The following is a 20,551-nucleotide window of genomic DNA, read 5'->3' as shown; positions in this document are numbered from 1 at the left end:
CATGGGGTCGGCAATCTTCAAACCAGCTAATCAGTCGATGACGAATTTTCGGTAGTCAGCCGTCGCGGCTCCAAGCTTCAAACGAGCAGAACCGCTCGCCGCCTGCGACACCGATGGGGTCAAATGCATCTGAGCGAGGGCGCATCCCGGTGAAATCCGCAATGCGCCGAAATCTCCGTCGCTTTTAACAATAGGTCAGCACGGATTGGTCGGCAAGTGAACGACGCTAAAACCTCTCTAAGACTTGACCATATTGCTCCTTTATCCCATAGGCACCAGCAAGGAATTCAAGAACAGCAGGTTTTAGCCATGGGCTTCAAATGCGGCATCGTCGGTCTGCCGAACGTCGGCAAATCGACCCTCTTCAACGCGCTCACCAAAACGGCGGCGGCACAGGCGGCGAATTATCCCTTCTGCACCATCGAGCCGAACACCGGCGAAGTCGCCGTGCCCGATCCGCGCATGCGCAAGCTTGCCGACATTGCCAAGTCGAAGGAACTGATCCCGACCCGCATCTCCTTCGTCGACATCGCCGGCCTGGTGCGCGGCGCCTCGAAGGGTGAAGGCCTCGGCAACCAGTTCCTCGCCAATATCCGCGAAGTCGATGCGATCGTCCATGTGTTGCGCTGCTTCGAAGACAGCGACATTACCCATGTCGAAGGCCGCATCAATCCCGTCGCCGATGCCGAGACGATCGAGACCGAGCTGATGCTCGCCGACCTCGAAAGCCTGGAGCGCCGCACCGAGCAGACGCGCAAGCGCGCCACCAGCAAGGACAAGGATTCCATGGCGATGCTGCCGATCATGGAAGCGTCGCTGAAGCTGCTCAATGAAGGCAAGCCGGTGCGCACGCTGCTGTCGACGCTCGATGCCGAGGAAATCGCAATCCTCAAGGGTCTCAACCTTTTGACTTCGCATCCGGTGCTCTACGTCTGCAACGTTGCCGAGGCCGAGGCTTCGACCGGCAATGAATTCACCGCGGCCGTCGCCGCCATGGCACGGGAACAGGGCGCCGAAACCGTCGTCATCTCGGCGGCGATCGAAGCTGAGGTCGCCCAGCTTCCCGAAGAGGAAGCCAAGGAATTCCTCTCCGCCCTCGACCTCGACGAGGCAGGCCTCGACCGACTGATCCGCGCCGGCTACAAGCTGCTCCACCTCATCACCTATTTCACCGTCGGCCCGAAGGAAACACGCGCCTGGACGATCGAGCGCGGCACCAAGGCGCCGCAGGCCGCCGGCGTCATCCATTCGGATTTCGAGCGTGGCTTCATCCGCGCCAACACCATCGCCTATGACGATTACATCAAGTACAACGGCGAAGTCGGCGCCAAGGATGCCGGCAAGGCGCGCGACGAAGGCAAGGAATATGTCGTCCAGGACGGCGACGTCATCCACTTCCGCTTCAATACGTAAATAAAGGAGCGCTGCCGCCTCAACCCGGCGGCAGCCTGTTTGCGATAGCCGGCGGCAGTGCCCTGAGCACCAGCCGCCGAAGCGGCATCCAGCCGGTGCCGATGATCAATACGATCGCGCCGACAACGATCAGCGTTGTGAAGATGTAGGTGTCGACCGTAGCGTTTCCCTGCCTGACGACGCTGAAGATCGCGACGCCGAGCGACAGCAGCCCAGATGTCACGAAGGCGCGCCGGTCGATGACGAGACCGATCAGCATCAGCGCCGCCACTGTCGCGACGACTGCAGGTGTCCGCGCCGACATATTCGCGACGTCGAAAATACGGACACCTCCCCCGAACGACAGCAGGGACACCGTGCTGTAGAGCAGCGCCGGCGCCGCCCCGAGATGCAGCCAGAAAGCGATATCCGAACGCGTCGTCCGCCGCAGCCGGTCACCGAGATCGAAATAGAGCGCCAGCGCAAACAGTCCGAGCGCGCAGGTCAGGGCAACCAGCGCCAGCACGGCGGGATGATCGAGGAAAAATGCCGGATTGCCGCTTGCCCATTGCACCAGCCGCAAAAGCAGGGTGAGGACGAAGGCAAGCGCCGACATGATAGCGAGCGCCAGCGACAGCGGCACGCGGTAGCGGGCATAATAGGCGCCGAGAATGATCGGGAATCCGGCGGCGAACTGCGTCGCCTCCGCTCCGAAGGATTGCGCGGTCGGCGTCCACGGCGGGAAGAAACGGGACATCAGCAGGCATGTCCAGCAGAACAGCGCGATCGTCAGGCTGACGGCCGGCAAAGCAAGCCGCTGGCGGCGCACCAGGATTTCCGAAAGCACGATGATGGCAGGCAGCACGGCATAAAGTGCGGCAAGCCCCCAGAGGCCGCAAAGCGCCACGATAACGCCGATGGTGATCAGCACGTCGTGGAACCCGCGCACGAAACGCGGCGTCTCGGTATCCGACCATACCTGCCCCTCCGACGCCATGGCCGGCGACACCTCGGCGATACCGGCGGGATGTCCGACGACAGCGACGCCGCGCTCGCTCAGGAACGGCAAAAGCCGCCCGCCCGCCTCCGGCGAAATCAGCCCTTGGCGCGCCGCCTCGTCGAGTATCGACCTCAGTTCCGTCATGCCGGTTTCTCTCCCCGGAATCATTGAGCCCGCGCGGATGCTATTGTAAGCAATAGAGCATGGTGCCGAAAAGTGTGAGTGGTTTTCGGGCGACATCATGCTCTAACTCTTATGTAGAACAGGATTCAGATTTTAGGCTGATCCGGCCTAAAATCATCCTGTTCCAGGCGCTGCATATGGCGGGAGAAGCGAATGGCGGCAGAAAAGCTTTCCTTTGAGGATTTCGAGCCCGGCCGCCGCTTCGCACTCGGCCCGAAGCTGGTGCTCGCCGAGGAAATCATCGAATTTGCACGGGAATTCGACCCGCAGCCAATGCATCTCGACGAGGCCGCCGGCCGCGCCAGCATTCTGGGCGGCCTCGCCGCTTCCGGCTGGCATACGTCCGCGATGCTCATGCGCATGATGGCCGACAGCTACATCCTGAACGCGCTCTGCGAGGGTGCGCCCGGCATCGATCTGATGGAATGGCGAAAGCCGGTGCTTTCAGGCGATACATTGCAGGGTCACTCGACCGTGCTTGAAGCCCGGCCGATGCGCTCGCGCCCCGGCATGGGAATCGCCAAGTTCCGCCACGAGCTGGAAAATCAGCGCGGCGAGCTCGTCTGTCTCTCGGAAAATTCGGTCATGATCCGCATGCGCTCCGTGCCGGGGATCGGCACGAGCCCGGAGGTATTGGTATGAGAATGTCCGAGCTTTACGCCGTCGGCGAGAAGGCCGAGATCGGCAGCTACACCTTCACCGAGGAAAACATCCTTCGCTTCGCCAAGCGCTACGATCCGCAGCGTTTTCATGTCGACAAGGAAGCCGCCAAGGACACACTCTTCGGCGGCCTTTGCGCGTCGGGCTGGCACACCACTGCCGCCTGGATGCGGACCTTCCTCGCCTTCTGGAAAAACCAGAGCGTCGCCCTCGCCCAAAGGGGCCTGAAGGCGCCGAACCTCGGCCCTTCGCCGGGCTTCCAGAAACTGCAATGGCTGCGGCCGATCTTCCCGGGCGACGTCGTGACCTATTCGGTCGCCCTCCTTTCCAGCCGGCCGCTCGCGTCACGGCCGGGCTGGCACCTCAACACCATCCTCTGCGAGGGCGTCAATCAGAACGGCGAACCCGTCATGCGCTTCGAAAGCGGCGTCTTGGAATTCGACTGACGCCGCGGGCCGAATACCGGGTCAGTGGCCGGAGAATTCGACCAGCGTGTGTACGACGACGCCGAGTTCTTCCAGCTTCTTGCGGCCGCCAAGGTCCGGCAGATCGATAACGAAGCAGGCGCCGACCACCTCAGCGCCGATCTGGCGCAGCAGCTTGGTCGCGCCCACGGCCGTACCGCCGGTAGCGATCAGGTCATCGACCAGGATCACCTTTTCGCCGGGTTGCACCGCATCGCGATGCATCTCCATCTCGTCGACGCCATATTCCAGGCTGTAGGCGATGCGCACGGTATCGTGCGGCAGCTTGCCCTTCTTGCGGATCGGCACAAAGCCCGAGGAAAGCTGGTGCGCCACCGCGCCGCCGAGGATGAAGCCGCGCGCCTCCATGCCGGCGATCTTGTCGATCTTCGTGCCGGCATAGGGCTGCACGAGTTCATCGACCGCCCGGCGGAAAGCGCGCGGGTTGCCGAGCAACGTGGTGATGTCGCGGAAAATGATACCGGGCTTGGGATAGTCAGGAATGGAGCGGATGCTGGCTGCAAGCTCGGAAGTCGTATTGTCCATGAAAAGTCCATATCTGCGAGGGCATAAAACTTATCGCACCCTATCAACTGCCCGGGGCGGAACCAACAAAAAAGGCGGCCCGAGGCCGCCTTTTGAATGTCGATCGGAAAGCGCTCAATGTTCCTTGTTGGCGTAGACCGAGCGTTTCGTCAGGTAGATCAGCACCGTAAAGATCGCCAGGAAGACCATGACCATGAAGCCGGTGCGCTTGCGCTCTTCGAGATGCGGCTCGGCAGCCCACATCAGGAAGGCGGAAACATCCCTGGAATACTGGTCGACGGTCGCCGGCGCGCCATCGTCATAGGTCACCTGACCATCGGAGAGCGGCTTCGGCATGGCGAGGACGGCGGCAGCATTGAAATAAGGGTTGTAATGTCCACCCTGCGGCACCTGGAAACCCGCCGGCGGCTCTTCATAGCCGGTCAGTAGTGCATGGATATAATCAGGGCCGCTTTCCTGATACTGGGTGAAGATGTCGAAAACGAATTGCGGGAAGCCGCGGGTGACGGCGCGGGCCTTGGCGATCAGCGAGAAATCGGGCGGAGCCGCGCCATTGTTGGAAGCAGCTGCGGCTTCAGCATTGGGGAAAGGCGACGGGAAGTAATCGGAAGGAACCGCCTTGCGGGTAAACATCTCGCCGCTGGCGTTGGGACCGTCCTGGACCTCGTAATTCGCGGCGAAAGCCTTTACCTGCGCCTCGGAATAGCCGAGCTCGTCGAGCATGCGGAAAGGCACGAGCTTCATCGAATGACAGGCTGAACAGACTTCCGTGTAGACCTTGAGGCCACGCTGAAGCTGGCCCTTGTCGTAATGGCCGAACGGACCGGCGAAAGACCATTCCTCCTCCTTCGGATGCTTCAGCGGATAATGCGGCGTCTCACCTTCTGCGTGATGGGCCGGAGCCGCACCGTTGGCGGGCGCCTCCTCGGCCAGAGCCGCGCCACTGAGACCGGCAACGACGGCGAGCGAGAGAATGCTTGCAACAAGCGTTTTCATATTTCTGTTCCCTTCCGTCGCGCGCTTATGCATTGGCCGCTGCACTGGCGGCAGCTGTCTTGTTGCGCTTCTCGAGCACCGCTTCGGTGATCGAGTTCGGGATGCGGCGCGGCGTCTCGACCAGGCCGAGCACCGGCATAGCAACCAGGAAGAAGGCGAAGTAGAGGAGCGTGCAGACCTGAGAGATCCAGACGAAATCGCCTTCCGCCGGCTGCGAGCCGAGCCAGCCGAGGATGATCGCGTTGATCACGAACAGCCAGTAGAACACCTTGTACCAGGGACGGTAGACCGCGGAGCGAACCTTGGAAGTGTCGAGCCAGGGCAGGAAGAACAGCACGATGATCGCACCGAACATCACCAGCACGCCGCCGAGCTTGGAGTCGATCGGGCCGATGTTGAAGGTGATCGAACGCAGCATCGCGTAGAACGGCAGGAAGTACCATTCCGGAACGATGTGGGCCGGCGTCTTCAGCGGGTCGGCCGGGATGTAGTTGTCGGCATGGCCGAGGAAGTTCGGCATATAGAAGACGAAATAGGCATAGACCAGCAGGAAGACCGATACGCCGAGCGCATCCTTCATGGTCGCATAGGGCGTGAAGCGCACCGTGTCCGTCTTGGTCTTGACCTCGATGCCGGTCGGGTTCGTCTGGCCGGTGACGTGCAGCGCCCAGATGTGCAGGACGACGACGCCGGCGATCATGAAGGGCAGCAGGTAATGCAGCGAGAAGAAGCGGTTCAGCGTCGGCTGATCGACGGCGAAGCCGCCGAGCAGGAACTGCTGGATCCATTCGCCGACCATCGGGAAGGCCGAGAAGAAACCGGTGATGACGGTCGCACCCCAGAAGGACATCTGGCCCCAGGGAAGAACATAGCCCATGAAGCCGGTCGCCATCATCAGCAGGTAGATGACGACGCCGAGAATCCAGAGGATTTCGCGCGGCGCTTTGTAGGAACCGTAATAGAGGCCGCGGGCAATGTGCAGGTAAACGGCGACGAAGAAGAAGGAGGCGCCGTTGGCATGCATATAGCGCAGCAGCCAGCCGTGGTTGACGTCGCGCATGATCTTTTCGACGGAATTGAAGGCAATCACCGTGTCGGCTGCGTAGTGCATGGCGAGCACGACGCCCGTCAGGATCTGCACGATCAGCATGACGGAGAGCATGGCGCCGAAGGTATAGGCATAGTTCAGGTTTCTCGGAACCGGATATGCGATGAAGCTGTCATAGACCATGCGCGGCAAAGGCAGGCGCGCATCGACCCATTTCTCGAAGCCGGTTGATGGTTCGTAGCTGGAATGGCCACTCATTAATCAGTCTCCCCTCAACCGATCTTGATTTTGGTATCGGACACAAATGAAAAGGTCGGGATCGCCAGGTTCTGAGGCGCAGGACCCTTCCGGATGCGGCCGGCCGTGTCGTAGACCGAGCCATGGCAGGGACAGAACCAACCATTATATTCGCCGGCCTGGCCGAGCGGAACGCAGCCGAGATGGGTACAGGTGCCGATCATGACGATCCAGTTTTCCTTGTCCTTGCCGCCCGAACGGTCGACGCCCGTTGCCTGAGCCTCGGGCGGCAGGTTGGCATTGCGGGCGACCGGATCCTTGAGGTCGGCCAGCGGCACGTCGGCGGCGGCCTTCACTTCCTCAGGCGTGCGGTTGCGGATGAAGATCGGCTTGCCGCGCCACTTCACAGTCAGCGACATGCCGGGCTCGAGGCTCGCGACATCGACTTCGATGGAGGCCAGTGCCAGCGTCGACGCATCCGGGCGCATCTGGTCGATGAACGGCCAGGCAACCGCGACGGCGCCGACAGCACCCGCCATACCAGTGGTGAGATAAAGAAAATCACGGCGAGTAGGCTCTGTCGAAGCCTCGCTTGTCGTTACGTGTTCGCTCACGGCCTAACCATCCTCTGCGCAATTATCGCGGAATTCCGCCCTGCCCCCTCTGCCGGCGAATCGATCTGGACACAATTCGGCCATAGATTCCCCGGCAATCCGGCGCGTTCTAAGCTTGATCGCAAATTATGTCCAGCCTTGGCAAGGGGATGACGGCACAATGTCGCGGGAATTTCCGATGAATTTTTTAAGGCAAACACCAGCTTGCCGTTATGCTGCATTGCAACAAAAAGCCCACCGTGATAGGCGCAGTCGCAGCCACGCCAGCGAGCCGGACCGGAGCGGATGAGAGACACGATTTTTTGCGTATTCAGCGTTCTCACCACCCTCGTTCTCGCCATTGTCTCGCTGCGCTATGTCACCGATTTCTATCTGCTTTCCTTCTTTTACAGCTTCCAGGTCCACTTGGCGGTCGCCGCGGCAGCCGCGTCCGTCGCAGCCCTTCTCGTCAAGCGCCACTGGTATGCGCTGCTGACGCTCGGCGTATCCGTGGTCCTCGCCGTCCACGGCGTGGTGATGATGCGCGAGTTCGTCGAGCCGGCTGTCGAGGAGAGCCGGCCGGCCCTCTTCAAGCTGATGTCCTTCAATATCGAGAATGACAATTTCGCCAACGGCGCCGATATCGCCGACATGGCTATCGCCTCAGGCGCCGACGTCGTCAGCATTCTGGAGGCCGAGCCACTGCTGTCGGAACTGCCGCGGCTCTTGAAGACCTACCCCTATTACATCGGCTGCGGTGTCGGCATGCAGGAATGCGATACGCTGGTGCTGGCGAAGCGCCCGCTCATCGAACCCCGCATCCGCAATCTCGGGCTGCTCTGGCGCAACCGGCTGACGATCTCGACGATCGATTTCGACGGGCAGAAGGTCAATTTCCTCGCCGCGCACCTGACCAAGCCCTATTACGACGAATTCCACGGCCTGGAAATCGAGGACCTCGCCGAGATTATTCCGTCCCTCCCGGGACCGCTCGTCCTTGCCGGTGATTTCAACACGTCGATTCTGGCGCCCGACGTGCAGTATCTCATGCGCAGCCAAGGACTGGGCACGGTATCGCTGGAGCCGGCAACATGGCCGATCGTCGCCGGTCCCTTCGGCATTCCTATCGATCACATCTTCAGCCGGGCGCCTCTGCGGCTGAAATCGGTCCGCCGCATCGAGAACAGCTTCGGATCAAATCATTTTGGCCTCATGGCGGAATTTGCCATCGACCCTTGAGCCCGCATCCTCGTCCGCCGCGAGGAAGCCGCCGGACTGTCGCGCCCAGAGCTCGGCATAGAGCCCGCCGCGGCGAAGCAGTTGATCATGGCTGCCCTCCTCGATGATCCGGCCGAGATCGACGACGATCAGCCGGTCGAGTGCGGCGATTGTCGACAGCCGATGGGCGATCGCAAGCACCGTCTTGCCTTCCATGATCCGATGGAGATTGGACTGGATCGCTTCTTCCACTTCCGAATCGAGCGCCGACGTCGCTTCGTCGAGAACGAGAATCGGGGCGTCCTTCAGCATGACCCGGGCAATGGCGATGCGCTGCCGCTGCCCGCCTGAGAGTTTGACGCCGCGTTCGCCGACATGAGCATCGAAACCTCTGCGGCCCTGCTGATCCTGCAGGCGCTCGATGAAGTCGATGGCTTCGGCGCGCCTGGCCGCCTCGACCAACCGCTCCTCGCCGGCATCCGGCCGTCCGAACAGGATATTGTCGCGCACCGAACGATGCAGCAGCGAGGTATCCTGGCTGACGACGCCGATCTGCATTCTGAGCGATTCCTGCGTCACGGCGGCAATATCCTGGCCGTCGATGAGGATGCGGCCGTCCTGAATGTCGTAGAGGCGCAACAGCAGGTTCATCAGCGTCGATTTGCCCGCGCCCGAACGGCCGACGATCCCGACCTTTTCGCCCGGATGGATTGTCAGGGAGAAATTCTCGACGACCGGCAGGTGGCCCTTTCCGTAGCGGAACGAAACATTGTCGAAGCGGATGCCGGGCTGCCGGATCAGCAGGTTCTTCGCATCCGGCCGATCGACGAGCCCCAGAGGCTGGGAGATCAGCTCGGCGGCGTTCTGGATGGTGCCGAGATTGCGCATGATGCCGTTGAACTGCGTCATCAGCCGCCCGAGCAGGAAATTCAGCCGGAGCACCAGCGCCAGCGAGAATGCCACGGCACCCGAGCTGACCATGCCGCGCAGCCAGAGATCGACGCTCAGCCCCGCCATCGTCACGATCATCAGCCCGGAGAGCAGCGCCATCGAGGCCCTGACGCCGGTGATGAACCGGGTGAAGCGCAGCACCGTATCCTGATAGATATCGAAGCCCTGCCGCATATAGCGGTCGCTTTCCTCGTCACGTGCAAACAGCTTCAGCGTCTGCATGTTGCTGTAGGAATCGACCATCCGTCCGTTCAGCATCGATCCGGCCTCCGCCGTTTCGCGGGAATGATGGCGGATCCTCGGAACGAAGTGGCGGGCAAGCAGGCTGAAGGCGCCGAGCCAGAACAGCACGACGGCGGCCAGGGAAAAGTCCAACCGGGCGACAAGCACGAGCGTCGTCACCGCATAAATGCCGACGAACCAGACGCTTTCCATCAGCGAGGTGACGAGATCCCCGGTCGCCTGCCCGGCCGACCAGACCTTGGTAACGATGCGTCCGGAGAAATCGCTCTGGAAGAATGATAAAGACTGCCTGGAGACATGGAGATAGGATTGCCAACGTGCTAGATTATAGAAACCCGGCGTGATCACCTGCTGATCGACGAGCGCGATCAGGAAGGCGACGACAAAACGCACGAGCCCGATGAGAGCGAGCATGCCGAACAGCTCGCCGCCATGGGCTGCCAGAAGACCGCTCCAACCAGCGCCGGGCGTGATACTGCCGAGGATATCGACCAGTCGACCGACGAACCAGAAAAGCGCCGCCTCGATTGCCGCCGATGTGCCGCCGAGAATAAGCATGGCGATGAACGGCATCCTCGCCTGGCCGATATAGAACCAGACAAACCCGAGCGTCGAGCCCGGCGGCTGAAGATTGGCGCGCGGACGGAACGGATCGATCCAGGTTTCGAACAGGCGAAGGATGGGGCGCAGGAACATGGAAGCGATATAGGCGGATTGGGCGGAGCGGCAAAGGGAATGAAAAGCGGACGCAATGTTATATTTTGGTAATGATCGATAACATCGGCGGCATCACCATTGATTACCCCCGAACCGGTCACAATCTGACGATACGATCGCGCTTCACCGGAGAGAATATCCATGGAAACGAAAATGCTCGATGCGCATATTCCGCTTCCGCTCGCGGAAAGGCTCGATGCCCTGGCTCTCGACCTGGCATTGCCGCGCGACGAAATCGTCACCGAGGCCGTTACCGCCTGGCTCGACCAGGAGGAGCACCGCCGCATCGCCGCGCTGCGCACACTCGCCGCCGCCAACACCATCATCCTCGTCGAACATGACCGCGTCATCGACTGGGCCGACAGTCTTTGAAACCGCCGGAGAGCAAGCGCGGCATCAATTCCCGCCGAGAATACCGACAACATCCCGACGGCCGTACAGAACGCGCAAGATCGTAACCGATTCATTTTCCACGGTATAATAGGCGCGAATATCCTCGAAACCCGGAACGGGCCACGATCTTATGCCCGCCAGTTTTGAATTGCCGAATGTCTTCGGCGTGCCAGAATTCGGATATTCGAGAAGACGCACGAAAGATTGTTCGGCGGCATGCAGTAACCGCAGACCGAGTTCCTCTCCGCCACGCTCCGCAAGACAGGAAAGCTGCAACAACATATCGTCGCGAGCTGCCGGTTTGACGGCAAGCTTCATGGCGACTTCTTCTTGCTCTGCGCTGCCAGCAACTGCGCGGCTTCTTTCCTCAGATCGCTCCAGAATGCGGGCGTTGCCTCAACGGCGTCCCCAGATGCCAGGCCCTCGAGAAGCAAGGCCTCAAGCCGCGCCTCGTTTTCGCGCTCCTGCGCATCCCGAACGAGGCCCCGGAAATATTCGCTGACATTGCCATAGCCCTTGCTGGCCATCTGGCTTTCGACAAAAGCCTTGAGGCTGTCGGGCAATGAGATCGTCACGGTCGCCATAAACACATTCCTCGCTGGGATCAGCAAATGTACCACAGCTTCTTAACTGTTCTCAACTGTTAAGAAGCCCTCCCCGCTCTTGTGCCGGGAGGGCCATCTATCACTCCGCCGCCTCTTCCGCCTCCTCGGCGTGATCGGAGAGGAAGCCGCCGGACTGGCGGTTCCAGAGGTCGGCGTAGATGCCGCCGCTCTCGATCAGTTCGCCGTGCGAGCCGGCCTCGATGATCCGGCCCTTGTCGAGCACGATCAGCCGGTCCATCTCTGTCAGCGTCGACAGCCGGTGGGCGATCGCGATGACCGTCTTGCCCTCCATCAGGGCGAAGAGGTTTTCCTGGATCGCCGCCTCGACTTCCGAATCGAGCGCCGAAGTCGCCTCATCGAGCACCAGGATCGGCGCGTCCTTCAGGAAGACGCGGGCGATCGCGATGCGCTGCCGCTGGCCGCCGGACAGCTTGACGCCGCGTTCGCCGACCTGCGCGTCGAGCCCCTGGCGGCCCTGCATGTCGACGAGCCCTTCGACGAACTCCCAGGCATTCGCACGTTTGGCAGCCTCGATGATCTCGGCATCCGAGGCGTCGGGACGGCCATAGGCGATGTTGTCGCGGATCGAGCGATGCAGCAGCGACGTGTCCTGCGTCACCACGCCGATCAGCGAGCGCAGGCTTTCCTGCGAGACGCCTGATATATCCTGCCCGTCGATGGTGATGCGGCCGCCCTCCAGATCGTAGAAGCGCAGCAGCAGGTTCATCAGCGTCGTCTTGCCGGCGCCGGAGCGGCCGACGAGACCGACCTTCTCGCCCGCCTTGATGTCGAGCGACAGGTTGTCGATGACACCCTTGCTCTTGCCATAGTGGAAGCGGATGCGCTCGTAGTGGATCGCGCCCTTTTTCGCCGTCATCGGAGGGGCGTCCGGCTTGTCGACGATGTCGTGCTGTTTGCTCATCATCTCCATGCCGTCATAGACCGTGCCGATATTCTCGAACAGCGCCGAGACTTCCCACATGATCCATTGCGACATGCCGTTGACGCGCATGGCAAGACCGATGGCGATGGCGATCGCGCCGACCGAGATCGCCCCGTTCAGCCAGAACCAGATCGACATGCCCGAGACGACGAAGAGCGCGATGCAGTTGTTCAGGTAGACGCTGATGTGGAAGAGCGTCACCTTCCGCATCTGCTTGTGTACGGTCTGCAGGAACTCGTCCATGCCTTCCCTGGCATAGACCTCCTCGCGGCCGGCATGCGAAAACAGCTTGACGGTGGCGATATTCGTATAGCTGTCGACCACGCGCCCCGTCATCATCGAGCGCGCATCCGCCTGGGCGGCCGCGATCTTGCGAAGCCGCGGCACAAAATAGCTGACGATGCTGATATAGACGGCGAGCCAGACGAGGATCGGGATCATCAGCCGCCAATCGGCAGCCGCGATGACGATGATCATCGTCAGGAAGTACGTCACGACATAGACGAAGACGTCGAGGATCTTCATCACCGTCTCGCGCACCGCCAGCGAGGTCTGCATCACCTTGGTCGCCACACGCCCGGCAAACTCGTTGGCGAAGAACGTCATGCTGTGGCGCAGCAGGAAGCGATGCATCTGCCAGCGGGCGCTCATCGGATAGTTGCCGAGCAGCATCTGGTGCATGATGAGGGAATCGAGGCCGGCCGTCAGCGGCAGGCCGATCAGCACCAGCGCCGCCATCCAGAACAGCTTGTGGCCTTCCGTCTCAAGGAAGGTGGCGCGGTCCGCATTGGTCAGCCAGTCGACGATATCGCCGAGGAACTGGAAGAGCGCCACCTCGCCGACGGCGATCAGCGCCGTCAGCACCGCCATCAGGCCGAGCCATGGCGCTGCCGGTTTGCTGTAGTGCCAGCAAAAGGCAAACAGACCCTTCGGCGGAGCGACGGGCTCCTCGCTCGGAAAGGGATTGAGTCGCTGTTCGAACCAGCCAAACATGAAATTGCTCCGAAACGTCAGCGTTTCGGCTCCCGGCTTCGCGCCATCCCCGGCGCACTGCATGCACATATGGGAACCGAACGTTCAAGGGGCGAGGCTGAAGCAGCCGCACAATGGATCAAAAAGGGGGATTCAGAGAAGAAATGCGCCTTAGCGGTGCCGTGTCGCCTTAAGCGGCATCACGGCGGGAAAGCGCATATCGAGCAAAATATTCATGACGGCCCTCCCTGCTGGCGATTGAAGATGTGCATGGATAACGCGAAAATCGCGAAATTTCCACCCCTATAATGGCGTAAACTGAACGTTTCTGGGCCAAACCGCGCCCTGTTGCGGCGAAATGGCAGTTGCTTTAGGTCTCACGCGTCCCAACGAAACAAGCGGCATGTGATGACGGACCTCAGATTGGCACTCTACCAGCCGGATATAGCAGGCAATACCGGCACGATCCTGCGTCTTGCCGCCTGCCTCGGCTTCGCGGTCGATTTGATCGAGCCCGCCGGCTTCGACGTATCCGACCGCAACCTGAAACGCTCGGGCATGGACTATATCGCCGCCGCTGCGCTGACCCGCCATGTCAACTGGGACCGCTTCGAGACCTGGCGCGCTACGACCGACCGCCGCCTGATCCTCGCCTCGACCAAGGCGGCCGACCGTTACACCGATTTTGCCTTCCGCCCCAACGACATCCTGCTTTTCGGCCGCGAAAGCGCCGGCGTGCCGGATCAGGTGCATGAGAAGGCGGATGCCCGCATCCTGATCCCGATGGTCGAGGGCCAGCGGTCGATCAACGTCGCCGTCTCGGCCGCGATGATCGTCGGCGAAGCGATGCGTCAGACTGTCTGGAGTTGACCGTCTGGCCTTGACCGGCACCGGCCTCGGCGAAATGGCCGATCAGCTCCGGACCGTGTCGGAAAATGACGTTGTCAATCCGCGCCAAATCGGTCTATATTTATTAGCCGAGCAAACAAAAATGTCGTATAGCCTCCATAATTTCAACAGTTTGGAAGGTTACGCTCAAGCCTGCACCTCCCAAGACAGATGAAAGAAGAATAAAAGCAAGAAAATGGATTCCACAGTCATCATGATCAACCTGTTCGGCGCCGTGGCTTTGCTGCTGTTCGGCCTTGCGCAGGTGAAGGACGGCGTGTCCAGGGCCTTCGGCGCACGGCTGAGAACAGGTCTGGCGAGCGGCACGCGCGGCGGTTTCCGTTCCTTCCTGTCGGGACTGGTGGCGACCATTGCGCTGCAGAGTTCGACGGCAACCGCGCTGATGACCGCATCCTTCGTCGAACGTGACCTGATCAAGCCGCGCATGGCGCAGATCGTCCTGCTCGGCGCCAATGTCGGCACGGCGATCACCGCCTGGATCGTCGCCACCGGCATCGAATGGCTCTCTCCGTTGCTGATCCTGGCCGGCATCGTGCTTTACCGCGGCCGCTCCAGCGCCCGCCAGGGCGGCGGCGCGGCACTGATCGGCATCGGGCTGATGCTGCTGTCGCTGCATCTTCTCGGCCTCGCGACGGAACCGATGCGCGCCTCCCCGGCTCTCGCCGCCTTCATCGGCCTGCTGGACGGCGCGCTGCCCGTGGCGCTGCTCTTCTCGGCAGCTCTTGCGTTCCTTTCCTCGTCGAGCCTGGCTGTGGTGGTGCTGATCCTGTCGCTCGCCTCGGCGGGCCTGGTCTCCGCCGAACTCGTCATCGTGCTCGTGCTCGGCGCCAACCTCGGTGGTGCTATCCCGCCTGTCATTGCGACATTGTCCGGCCCGGTTTCGGCGCGGCGCGTCACCCTCGGCAATCTCGCGGTGCGCGCGCTCGGCTGCTTCATCGCCCTGCCGCTGGCGGGCTATGGCGCCGAACTCATCCAGATGCTGCCCTTCGGCCCGGCCAAGCTGCCGGTCGATGCGCATCTCGCCTTCAATCTTCTGCTGGCAGCCCTCGCCTGGCCATTTTCCCGGCCGCTCGCCACCCTGATGGCCCGGCTGGTGCCGGATCAGGCCGAACCCGACAACGCCCCGAAATATCTCGATGCGCAGGAGCTTTCGACACCCGTGATTGCGCTGACCAGCGCCACCCGCGAAGTGCTCGGCGTCGGCGACCTCATCGAGCGCATGCTGGTCAGGGTTTCGGAAGCCTTCGAGCAGAATGATGCCGGCAAGCTTGCCGAAATCCCGGCTCTCGAAGAGCGCGTCGACCGGCTGCAGCAGGCAGTGAAGGTCTATCTCTCGAAGCTCGGCCGCGAGGGTCTCACCGACGAGAACGCCCGCCGCTCGATCGTCGTCATCGACTACGCGATCAATCTCGAACATATGGGCGACATCATCGAGAAAGGCTTGCGGGAACAGGTGGCGAAGAAGATCTCGCTCGGCCTGAAATTTTCCGACGACGGTCATCAGGAACTGCGCAAGCTGTTCGATCTGACGATCGACAATCTGCGCGTCGCCCAGACGATCTTCGTCACCCGCGATTTCAATCTCGCGCGGCAGATGATGGAGGTAAAGGTCGAGGTGCGCCGGATGGAGAAGCAGTCGGCCGAGCGCCATCTCGAACGGCTGCGCGATGGCCGCGCCGACAGCCTGCAGACGAGTTCCCTGCATCTCGACATGCTGCGCGACCTGAAGCGCATCAACGCCCACATCGTCTCGGTGGCGCATCCGATCATGGATGAGAGCGGCCTGCTGATCGAAAGCCGCGTGCGGCCCGCGGCGGAGTGACGGTCAGTCGGCCGAAGGCAGGCGGCGCATGGTGAATTCAATCTGGTCGCCGTCGAGCTGACGCCAACTCTCCACCTCTGTCCAATAGGCGGCTTTCGGATATTCGTCGAACCATTCGCGCGCCTTGGCGCGTGCGTCGAGGAGGCCGAGGCAATATGTCTCACGCACGAAATGGTCTTTCCGGCGGGAGGACGTTTCCGCCCGATGTCTCGCTATCCTGCGCTTCAGGCCGTCGAAGGACGGAGGTCCTGGAACTTTTTTCATCAAACCTACCTCTTCGAAAAAGGTAGTATCGAAATTCAGGATTTGCGAGTCGAATCTTGGAAGCGCTTGGGCGTGCCGCCTTGGCTTGGCGAGATGCGGCGCCACCTGCTAAACGGGGCGGGTAATCGAGAATGAGCGAGTCGCTTCCTATGCAGATGCCGACCGCCGGAGGCGCGACATGGAAAGACCGGAACTGCCGATCGGCTTGCCTGAGGATATCGAAGAGAAGAAGGCTGCCGCCCGCGCCTGGTTCGAAGGGCTGCGCGACACGATCTGCGCCTCCTTCGAAGCCCTCGAAGACGAACTGGAAGGCCCGCTCTCCGATCAGGAGCCAGGCCGCTTCACCGCCAAGGACTGGTCGCGCGAAAACGGCGCCGGCGGCGGCGGCCGCATGTCGATGATGGAAGGCCGGGTCTTCGAGAAGGTCGGCGTCCACACCTCCACCGTCCATGGCGAATTCTCCCCGGACTTCCGGGCGCAGATACCGGGCGCCAAGGACGATCCGCGTTTCTGGGCTTCGGGCATTTCACTGATCGCCCATCCTGTGAACCCCAACGTCCCCGCCGTGCATATGAATACCCGCATGGTGGTCACCACGAGCCGATGGTTCGGCGGTGGCGCCGACCTGACGCCGGTGCTGTCGCGCCGCCGCACCCAGGAGGACGAGGACAGCCAGCTCTTCCACAAGGCGATGGAGATCGCCTGCCGCAATCATGCCGTCGCCGATTACGATGCCTACAAGGCCTGGTGCGACGAATATTTCTTCCTGAAGCATCGCAACGAGGCCCGCGGCATTGGCGGCATCTTCTATGACTGGCTGCATTCGAGCGCGGAGGCCGGCGGCTGGGACGCCGATTTCGCCTTCACCCGCGATGTCGGCCGGGCCTTCGCCATGGTCTATCCGAAGATCGTCCGCTCCAACTTCAATAAGCTGTGGACAGAGGCCGACCGCGACGAACAATTGATCCGCCGGGGCCGTTACGTCGAATTCAATCTGCTGTATGATCGCGGCACGATCTTCGGCCTGAAGACGGGCGGCAACGTTGAATCCATTCTTTCGTCCCTGCCCCCTGTCGTCCGCTGGCCATGAGACTGCGATAACTCGTCGATAAATTCGAGTTGATAGACCTTCACGAAAAATAAGCGCGTCCTAACTTTATATGTATGTGCGTAACAATCGGAGGAGGATTGTCATGACGATACAAAGTGGTTCGCCTGCGTCCACGGATGTCCAGGAAACATCCCGCGCAATCGACACATCCGAGTTTCTGACGCGCATCGCCGAGAAATTGCGGGCCAAGAGCGGCTCGGATCTGCCGCTGTCCTGTTTCATCGAGCAGGTCAAGCTGCAGCTGGCCGGCGGCAAATCGCCGGAACAGCTGCAGAATGAAGCAGCGGCCGCCAACAGCAACATGCCCGGCCAGCTTTCGGATACCTACAAAGCCTGGGCGATGCCCGACTGACACGGCCTTTACTGGCCGGCATATCGATGCCGGCCGGAACCTTCCCTCCCCCCGCACATTCATAAATCGCGTCAGATCGCGATCGTCTTTGTGTTTTAAACAGAGGAGAAGACCATGCGACTTTTCGAATGCGGCACTCTCGTCCCGGGCTGCGCCTGGCATACGCGGGCGGATAGCGACGCCGAGGTGGTCCGCCGCGCCGTCGAGCACCTGAAAAACGCTCACGGCGAAACCACGATCCGCGAGAACATGGTGGATAATATCAAGGCTCGCATCCGCGACGAGGTCAACGCCGCCTGATTATTGCACCCGTTCCTGCAGCCGGGCGAGCAGCGCCGCCCGGTCGGAAACGAAATTTTCCTCCACCCACTGGTTTTCCAGGCCGGCAAGCAGCTCGCCGACGCGCGGGCCGGACGCGATTCCCGCGGACATCACATCGCCGCCGTTTATCGGAAATTGCGGTTTCTTCCAGTTCGCGGCCTGATCCAGGAGCTTGGTAAGCCGCGCCGACCGCGCCATCTCGTCGAAATCCCCTTCCGCCTTGCCACGCGCAACGCCGAGCGCCAGCTTGAGCCGCGTCACGATGCCGTCGGCGCCGTTGCGGTAAAGCAGCCGTTCGAAGGCGGCCGACGACATGTCGTCATTGACAGGTGCCGCCATTGCCCAGGCCTTGAGAGTGGCCGCCTCCGCATTCGAGAGCTTCAGCCGGGCTGCGAGCGCCTCCAGCCGCGCCGCATCGGGCGGCACGATCGCCGCAAGCCGCAACAGCGGATCAGGCGTCCAGCCAAGCGCCTTTTCGGTGGTAACAAGCGAAGGGATCGCATCGATCCCCCATCGTTCCGATTCCGGCAGGATTTCCGTCAGCACCGCCACCTGCCGCATCCAGAGCAGCGCCCGGCCGGGATCGGCAGCACCGAGTAGCTTCCGCAGTTCCGACCAGACGCGTTCCGCCGACAGCGTCTTCAGCTTCGAACGCGCCGCAGAACACGCCTTCAGCCCCTCGGCATCCGGCCGTCCGGAGCCGTAATAGGCAAAGAAGCGGAAGAAGCGCAGGATGCGCAGATGATCTTCGGCGATGCGCTTTGCCGCATCGCCGATGAAGCGGATGTTGCGCTTCTCGATATCGGCAAGCCCGCCGACCAGATCCACCACCTCGCCCTTGGCATCGGCATAAAGCGCGTTGATCGTCAGGTCCCGCCGTTCGGCGTCCGCCTTCCAGTCGGTGCTGAAAGCGACCTTGGCATGGCGCCCGTCGGTCTCGACGTCGGTGCGAAGCGTCGTCACTTCGAAGGGCTTGCCGTCGATGACGAGCGTCACCGTGCCGTGCTGCAGGCCTGTCGGTACCGCCTTGATGCCGGCCACTGCTGCCCGCTCCATGACAATCTCCGGCGTCAGCGTCGTGGCGATGTCGATATCGCTGACCGGCAGACCCATCAGGCCGTTGCGCACCGCGCCGCCGACCACCCGCCCTTCCCCGCCATCGACATTGAGAAGCGCAAGAATCCGGCCGAGCGCCGGGTCGCGGAACCATGCTTGGTCGGCAAGACCGGTCATGCATAAAGCCTTTCGTAGAGCGTGCGGACGATGCCGGCGGTGATGCCCCAGATCATTCTGGTTTCATAAGGCACGCGATAGAAATGCCGGTCGATGCCGTCGATGACACGCCTGTCGCGGGCATGATTGGCAGGGTTCATCAGGAAGGAAAGCGGCACCTCGAACACGTCGGCCACCTCGGCCGGGTTCAGGGTGAGCGCAAAGCCCGGCGAGACGACGCCGAGCACCGGCGTGATGCGGAAGCCGGTCGAGGCAAGATAATTCGGCAGTCGCCCGACGGTCTCGACGAAGGAACCGGCGAGACCGATCTCCTCCTCCGTCTCGCGGATAGCCGCCATTTCAGGTGAGATATCGGCGGGATCGATCGAGCCGCCGGGAAAGGCGATCTGCCCGGAATGTTTGCGCAGCGTCGCCGTGCGCTTGGTGAAGATCACATGCGCCTCCTCGCCGTCGTCGACGACGGGCACGAGCACGGCGGCGTCACGCAGCTTGAAGGTCTCGACCTCGGCAACGATATCGGGATTGAGAATATGGTCGCCGTGATCGCGCCAGGCATGGTCGACCGGCCCGCCATTCTGGTTGAGGGCGCGGCGGCGGAATTCGGCGGCTGAGAACAGCGGATAACGGTGGGTGATCGCATCATTCATCGGCAAAGAGCATCCAGTTCGTCGGCCGGCATGACAGGGAAGACCTCGCCGGCGGAGCGGATCGCAAACATCGCCCGCCCCTCCACGTCGAGGATTTCGCCAAGCGCGACCAGTTCATACATCACCGCACGCGACACCAGCGCCTCCAGCCGCCCGCGCACATGCAGATAGGGTTTCAGTTCGGCGTTGCCGTCCGCAATGGCAAAGCGCAGCCGATGCTCTCCTCCCGCCTCCACGACATCGCCGACATTAGTACGGAAGGTCAGCACCTGTTGGCCCTGCCTCTCCGTCACGTTCATCTCCACGGCGATGAACGGCGCGTCGACGACCCTGATCCCGACCTTTTCCACAGGAGTTACGAGATAGGTCTTCTCGTCGTCGTCTTTTCTCAAAACCGTCGAAAACAGCCGCACCAGCGCCGGCCGGCCGATCGGCGTGCCCATGTAGAACCAGGTGCCGTCGGCCCTGATCTCCATGTCGATATCGCCGCAGAAAGGCGGATTCCACTGCTCGACCGGCGGTAAACCGCGTTTTTTTCCGCCGCTTTCCTCGGACGCGCGCGAAATCAGCGCGGCAAGCCCCGCCGCATCCGCCTGTCCGCTGATTTCCTCGGCTGCCATTCTTCCGTCCCGGTTTGTCCTTAACGAAGTGAAGTCACGAGATAGTCATTCGTAACGAACTTGTCAGCCCGTCGCATCTCCATAACTCTATCGAGTATGAGGCAGATGTAT

At 61.6% G+C, this 20,551-nt stretch carries 23 protein-coding genes; 10 read left to right on the top strand and 13 right to left on the bottom strand.

Annotation, left to right across the window (positions count from 1 at the left end; all coding sequences use genetic code 11):
• Window positions 1–309 precede the first annotated feature (309 nt).
• Window positions 310–1,413 carry a redox-regulated ATPase YchF gene (ychF, locus tag QMO80_RS19305; RefSeq protein ID WP_283197941.1) on the top strand — a complete coding sequence of 368 codons (1,104 nt, stop codon included), beginning with the start codon at window positions 310–312 and terminating at the stop codon, window positions 1,411–1,413.
• Window positions 1,414–1,432: 19 nt separating this feature from the next.
• On the opposite strand, the gene QMO80_RS19300 is transcribed toward ychF, so the two are convergent.
• On the bottom strand, window positions 1,433–2,536 hold the full coding sequence (locus QMO80_RS19300; RefSeq protein WP_283197940.1) for a hypothetical protein: 1,104 nt from the start codon (window positions 2,534–2,536) through the stop codon (window positions 1,433–1,435).
• Window positions 2,537–2,728: 192 nt separating this feature from the next.
• Here QMO80_RS19300 and QMO80_RS19295 point away from each other — a divergent pair, with 192 nt between their 5' ends.
• Window positions 2,729–3,217: a MaoC family dehydratase gene (locus QMO80_RS19295; protein WP_283197939.1), complete on the top strand. Its 489-nt coding sequence runs from the start codon at window positions 2,729–2,731 to the stop codon at window positions 3,215–3,217.
• Complete coding sequence (locus tag QMO80_RS19290; protein ID WP_283197938.1) at window positions 3,214–3,681, top strand: MaoC family dehydratase; 468 nt, start codon at window positions 3,214–3,216, stop codon at window positions 3,679–3,681. Before QMO80_RS19295 ends, QMO80_RS19290 begins: the two co-directional genes overlap by 4 nt.
• A gap of 21 nt (window positions 3,682–3,702) precedes the next feature.
• Here the strand turns inward: QMO80_RS19290 and QMO80_RS19285 are convergent, their stop codons facing one another.
• From QMO80_RS19285 to petA, 4 genes are all read right to left on the bottom strand, one after another.
• Entirely contained in the window at window positions 3,703–4,245 is a 543-nt protein-coding gene (locus QMO80_RS19285; RefSeq protein WP_116274091.1) for an adenine phosphoribosyltransferase, read from the bottom strand.
• 114 nt (window positions 4,246–4,359) lie between these two features.
• Window positions 4,360–5,241, bottom strand: coding sequence for a cytochrome c1 (locus QMO80_RS19280; RefSeq protein ID WP_283197937.1), 882 nt, complete (start codon window positions 5,239–5,241; stop codon window positions 4,360–4,362).
• Window positions 5,242–5,266: 25 nt separating this feature from the next.
• Window positions 5,267–6,547: a cytochrome b N-terminal domain-containing protein gene (locus tag QMO80_RS19275; protein WP_283197936.1), complete on the bottom strand. Its 1,281-nt coding sequence runs from the start codon at window positions 6,545–6,547 to the stop codon at window positions 5,267–5,269.
• Between the two features lie 14 nt (window positions 6,548–6,561).
• Window positions 6,562–7,140, bottom strand: a complete 579-nt coding sequence (gene petA / locus QMO80_RS19270) for a ubiquinol-cytochrome c reductase iron-sulfur subunit (RefSeq protein ID WP_283197935.1) — start codon at window positions 7,138–7,140, stop codon at window positions 6,562–6,564.
• 285 nt (window positions 7,141–7,425) lie between these two features.
• Between petA and QMO80_RS19265 the strand changes: the two genes are divergently transcribed.
• Window positions 7,426–8,358 (top strand): endonuclease/exonuclease/phosphatase family protein, encoded by a 933-nt coding sequence (locus tag QMO80_RS19265; protein WP_283197934.1) that lies wholly within the window; start codon window positions 7,426–7,428, stop codon window positions 8,356–8,358.
• Here QMO80_RS19265 and QMO80_RS19260 read toward each other — a convergent pair.
• Window positions 8,314–10,227: an ABC transporter ATP-binding protein gene (locus QMO80_RS19260; RefSeq protein ID WP_283197933.1), complete on the bottom strand. Its 1,914-nt coding sequence runs from the start codon at window positions 10,225–10,227 to the stop codon at window positions 8,314–8,316. The two genes, QMO80_RS19265 and QMO80_RS19260, sit on opposite strands and share 45 nt — an antisense overlap.
• A 162-nt stretch (window positions 10,228–10,389) precedes the next feature.
• On the opposite strand from QMO80_RS19260, the gene QMO80_RS19255 reads away from it, so the two are divergent.
• Window positions 10,390–10,620: a CopG family transcriptional regulator gene (locus QMO80_RS19255; RefSeq protein ID WP_283197932.1), complete on the top strand. Its 231-nt coding sequence runs from the start codon at window positions 10,390–10,392 to the stop codon at window positions 10,618–10,620.
• Between the two features lie 24 nt (window positions 10,621–10,644).
• Here QMO80_RS19255 and QMO80_RS19250 read toward each other — a convergent pair whose 3' ends face one another.
• The 3 genes from QMO80_RS19250 to QMO80_RS19240 all read right to left on the bottom strand — a co-directional run bounded on the left by QMO80_RS19250 (window position 10,645) and on the right by QMO80_RS19240 (window position 13,182).
• The gene (locus QMO80_RS19250) at window positions 10,645–10,959 is read right to left on the bottom strand and encodes a type II toxin-antitoxin system RelE/ParE family toxin (protein WP_283197931.1); all 315 of its coding nucleotides are present in this window, start codon (window positions 10,957–10,959) and stop codon (window positions 10,645–10,647) included.
• Window positions 10,956–11,225, bottom strand: coding sequence for a ribbon-helix-helix domain-containing protein (locus QMO80_RS19245; protein ID WP_283197930.1), 270 nt, complete (start codon window positions 11,223–11,225; stop codon window positions 10,956–10,958). The genes QMO80_RS19250 and QMO80_RS19245 overlap by 4 nt, the downstream gene beginning before the upstream one ends.
• 100 nt (window positions 11,226–11,325) lie before the next feature.
• The gene (locus QMO80_RS19240; RefSeq protein ID WP_283197929.1) at window positions 11,326–13,182 is read right to left on the bottom strand and encodes an ABC transporter ATP-binding protein; all 1,857 of its coding nucleotides are present in this window, start codon (window positions 13,180–13,182) and stop codon (window positions 11,326–11,328) included.
• 387 nt (window positions 13,183–13,569) lie between these two features.
• Here QMO80_RS19240 and QMO80_RS19235 point away from each other — a divergent pair, with 387 nt between their 5' ends.
• Both QMO80_RS19235 and QMO80_RS19230 read left to right on the top strand, forming a co-directional pair.
• Window positions 13,570–14,031 carry a tRNA (cytidine(34)-2'-O)-methyltransferase gene (locus tag QMO80_RS19235; protein ID WP_283197928.1) on the top strand — a complete coding sequence of 154 codons (462 nt, stop codon included), beginning with the start codon at window positions 13,570–13,572 and terminating at the stop codon, window positions 14,029–14,031.
• 214 nt (window positions 14,032–14,245) lie between these two features.
• Window positions 14,246–15,892 carry a Na/Pi cotransporter family protein gene (locus QMO80_RS19230; RefSeq protein ID WP_283197927.1) on the top strand — a complete coding sequence of 549 codons (1,647 nt, stop codon included), beginning with the start codon at window positions 14,246–14,248 and terminating at the stop codon, window positions 15,890–15,892.
• Between the two features lie 3 nt (window positions 15,893–15,895).
• On the opposite strand, the gene QMO80_RS19225 is transcribed toward QMO80_RS19230, so the two are convergent.
• Window positions 15,896–16,156 carry a hypothetical protein gene (locus QMO80_RS19225; protein WP_003565536.1) on the bottom strand — a complete coding sequence of 87 codons (261 nt, stop codon included), beginning with the start codon at window positions 16,154–16,156 and terminating at the stop codon, window positions 15,896–15,898.
• 178 nt (window positions 16,157–16,334) lie between these two features.
• On the opposite strand from QMO80_RS19225, the gene hemF reads away from it, so the two are divergent.
• The 3 genes from hemF (at window position 16,335) to QMO80_RS19210 (ending at window position 17,919) form a co-directional block, all read left to right on the top strand.
• Window positions 16,335–17,246, top strand: a complete 912-nt coding sequence (hemF, locus tag QMO80_RS19220) for an oxygen-dependent coproporphyrinogen oxidase (RefSeq protein ID WP_283197926.1) — start codon at window positions 16,335–16,337, stop codon at window positions 17,244–17,246.
• A 103-nt stretch (window positions 17,247–17,349) separates the two neighbouring features.
• A complete protein-coding gene (locus tag QMO80_RS19215; RefSeq protein WP_003565540.1) occupies window positions 17,350–17,619 on the top strand; it encodes a hypothetical protein in 270 nt (89 codons plus the stop codon).
• Window positions 17,620–17,733: 114 nt separating this feature from the next.
• Window positions 17,734–17,919 carry a DUF1059 domain-containing protein gene (locus QMO80_RS19210; RefSeq protein ID WP_003565542.1) on the top strand — a complete coding sequence of 62 codons (186 nt, stop codon included), beginning with the start codon at window positions 17,734–17,736 and terminating at the stop codon, window positions 17,917–17,919.
• Here the strand turns inward: QMO80_RS19210 and QMO80_RS19205 are convergent, their stop codons facing one another.
• From QMO80_RS19205 to QMO80_RS19195, 3 genes are read right to left on the bottom strand one after another with little or no spacing between them, the layout of a single operon-like run.
• Window positions 17,920–19,173 carry a CCA tRNA nucleotidyltransferase gene (locus QMO80_RS19205; RefSeq protein WP_283197925.1) on the bottom strand — a complete coding sequence of 418 codons (1,254 nt, stop codon included), beginning with the start codon at window positions 19,171–19,173 and terminating at the stop codon, window positions 17,920–17,922.
• Entirely contained in the window at window positions 19,170–19,820 is a 651-nt protein-coding gene (locus QMO80_RS19200) for a CoA pyrophosphatase (protein WP_283197924.1), read from the bottom strand. Before QMO80_RS19200 ends, QMO80_RS19205 begins: the two co-directional genes overlap by 4 nt.
• Window positions 19,817–20,440, bottom strand: a complete 624-nt coding sequence (locus QMO80_RS19195; protein WP_283197923.1) for a DUF1285 domain-containing protein — start codon at window positions 20,438–20,440, stop codon at window positions 19,817–19,819. The genes QMO80_RS19200 and QMO80_RS19195 overlap by 4 nt, the downstream gene beginning before the upstream one ends.
• Between the last annotated feature and the right edge of the window lie 111 nt (window positions 20,441–20,551).

This window comes from Rhizobium sp. BT03, from assembly GCF_030053155.1.
Taxonomy (GTDB): Bacteria; Pseudomonadota; Alphaproteobacteria; order Rhizobiales; family Rhizobiaceae; genus Rhizobium.
This window is presented reverse-complemented; position numbering and strand designations above follow the sequence as displayed.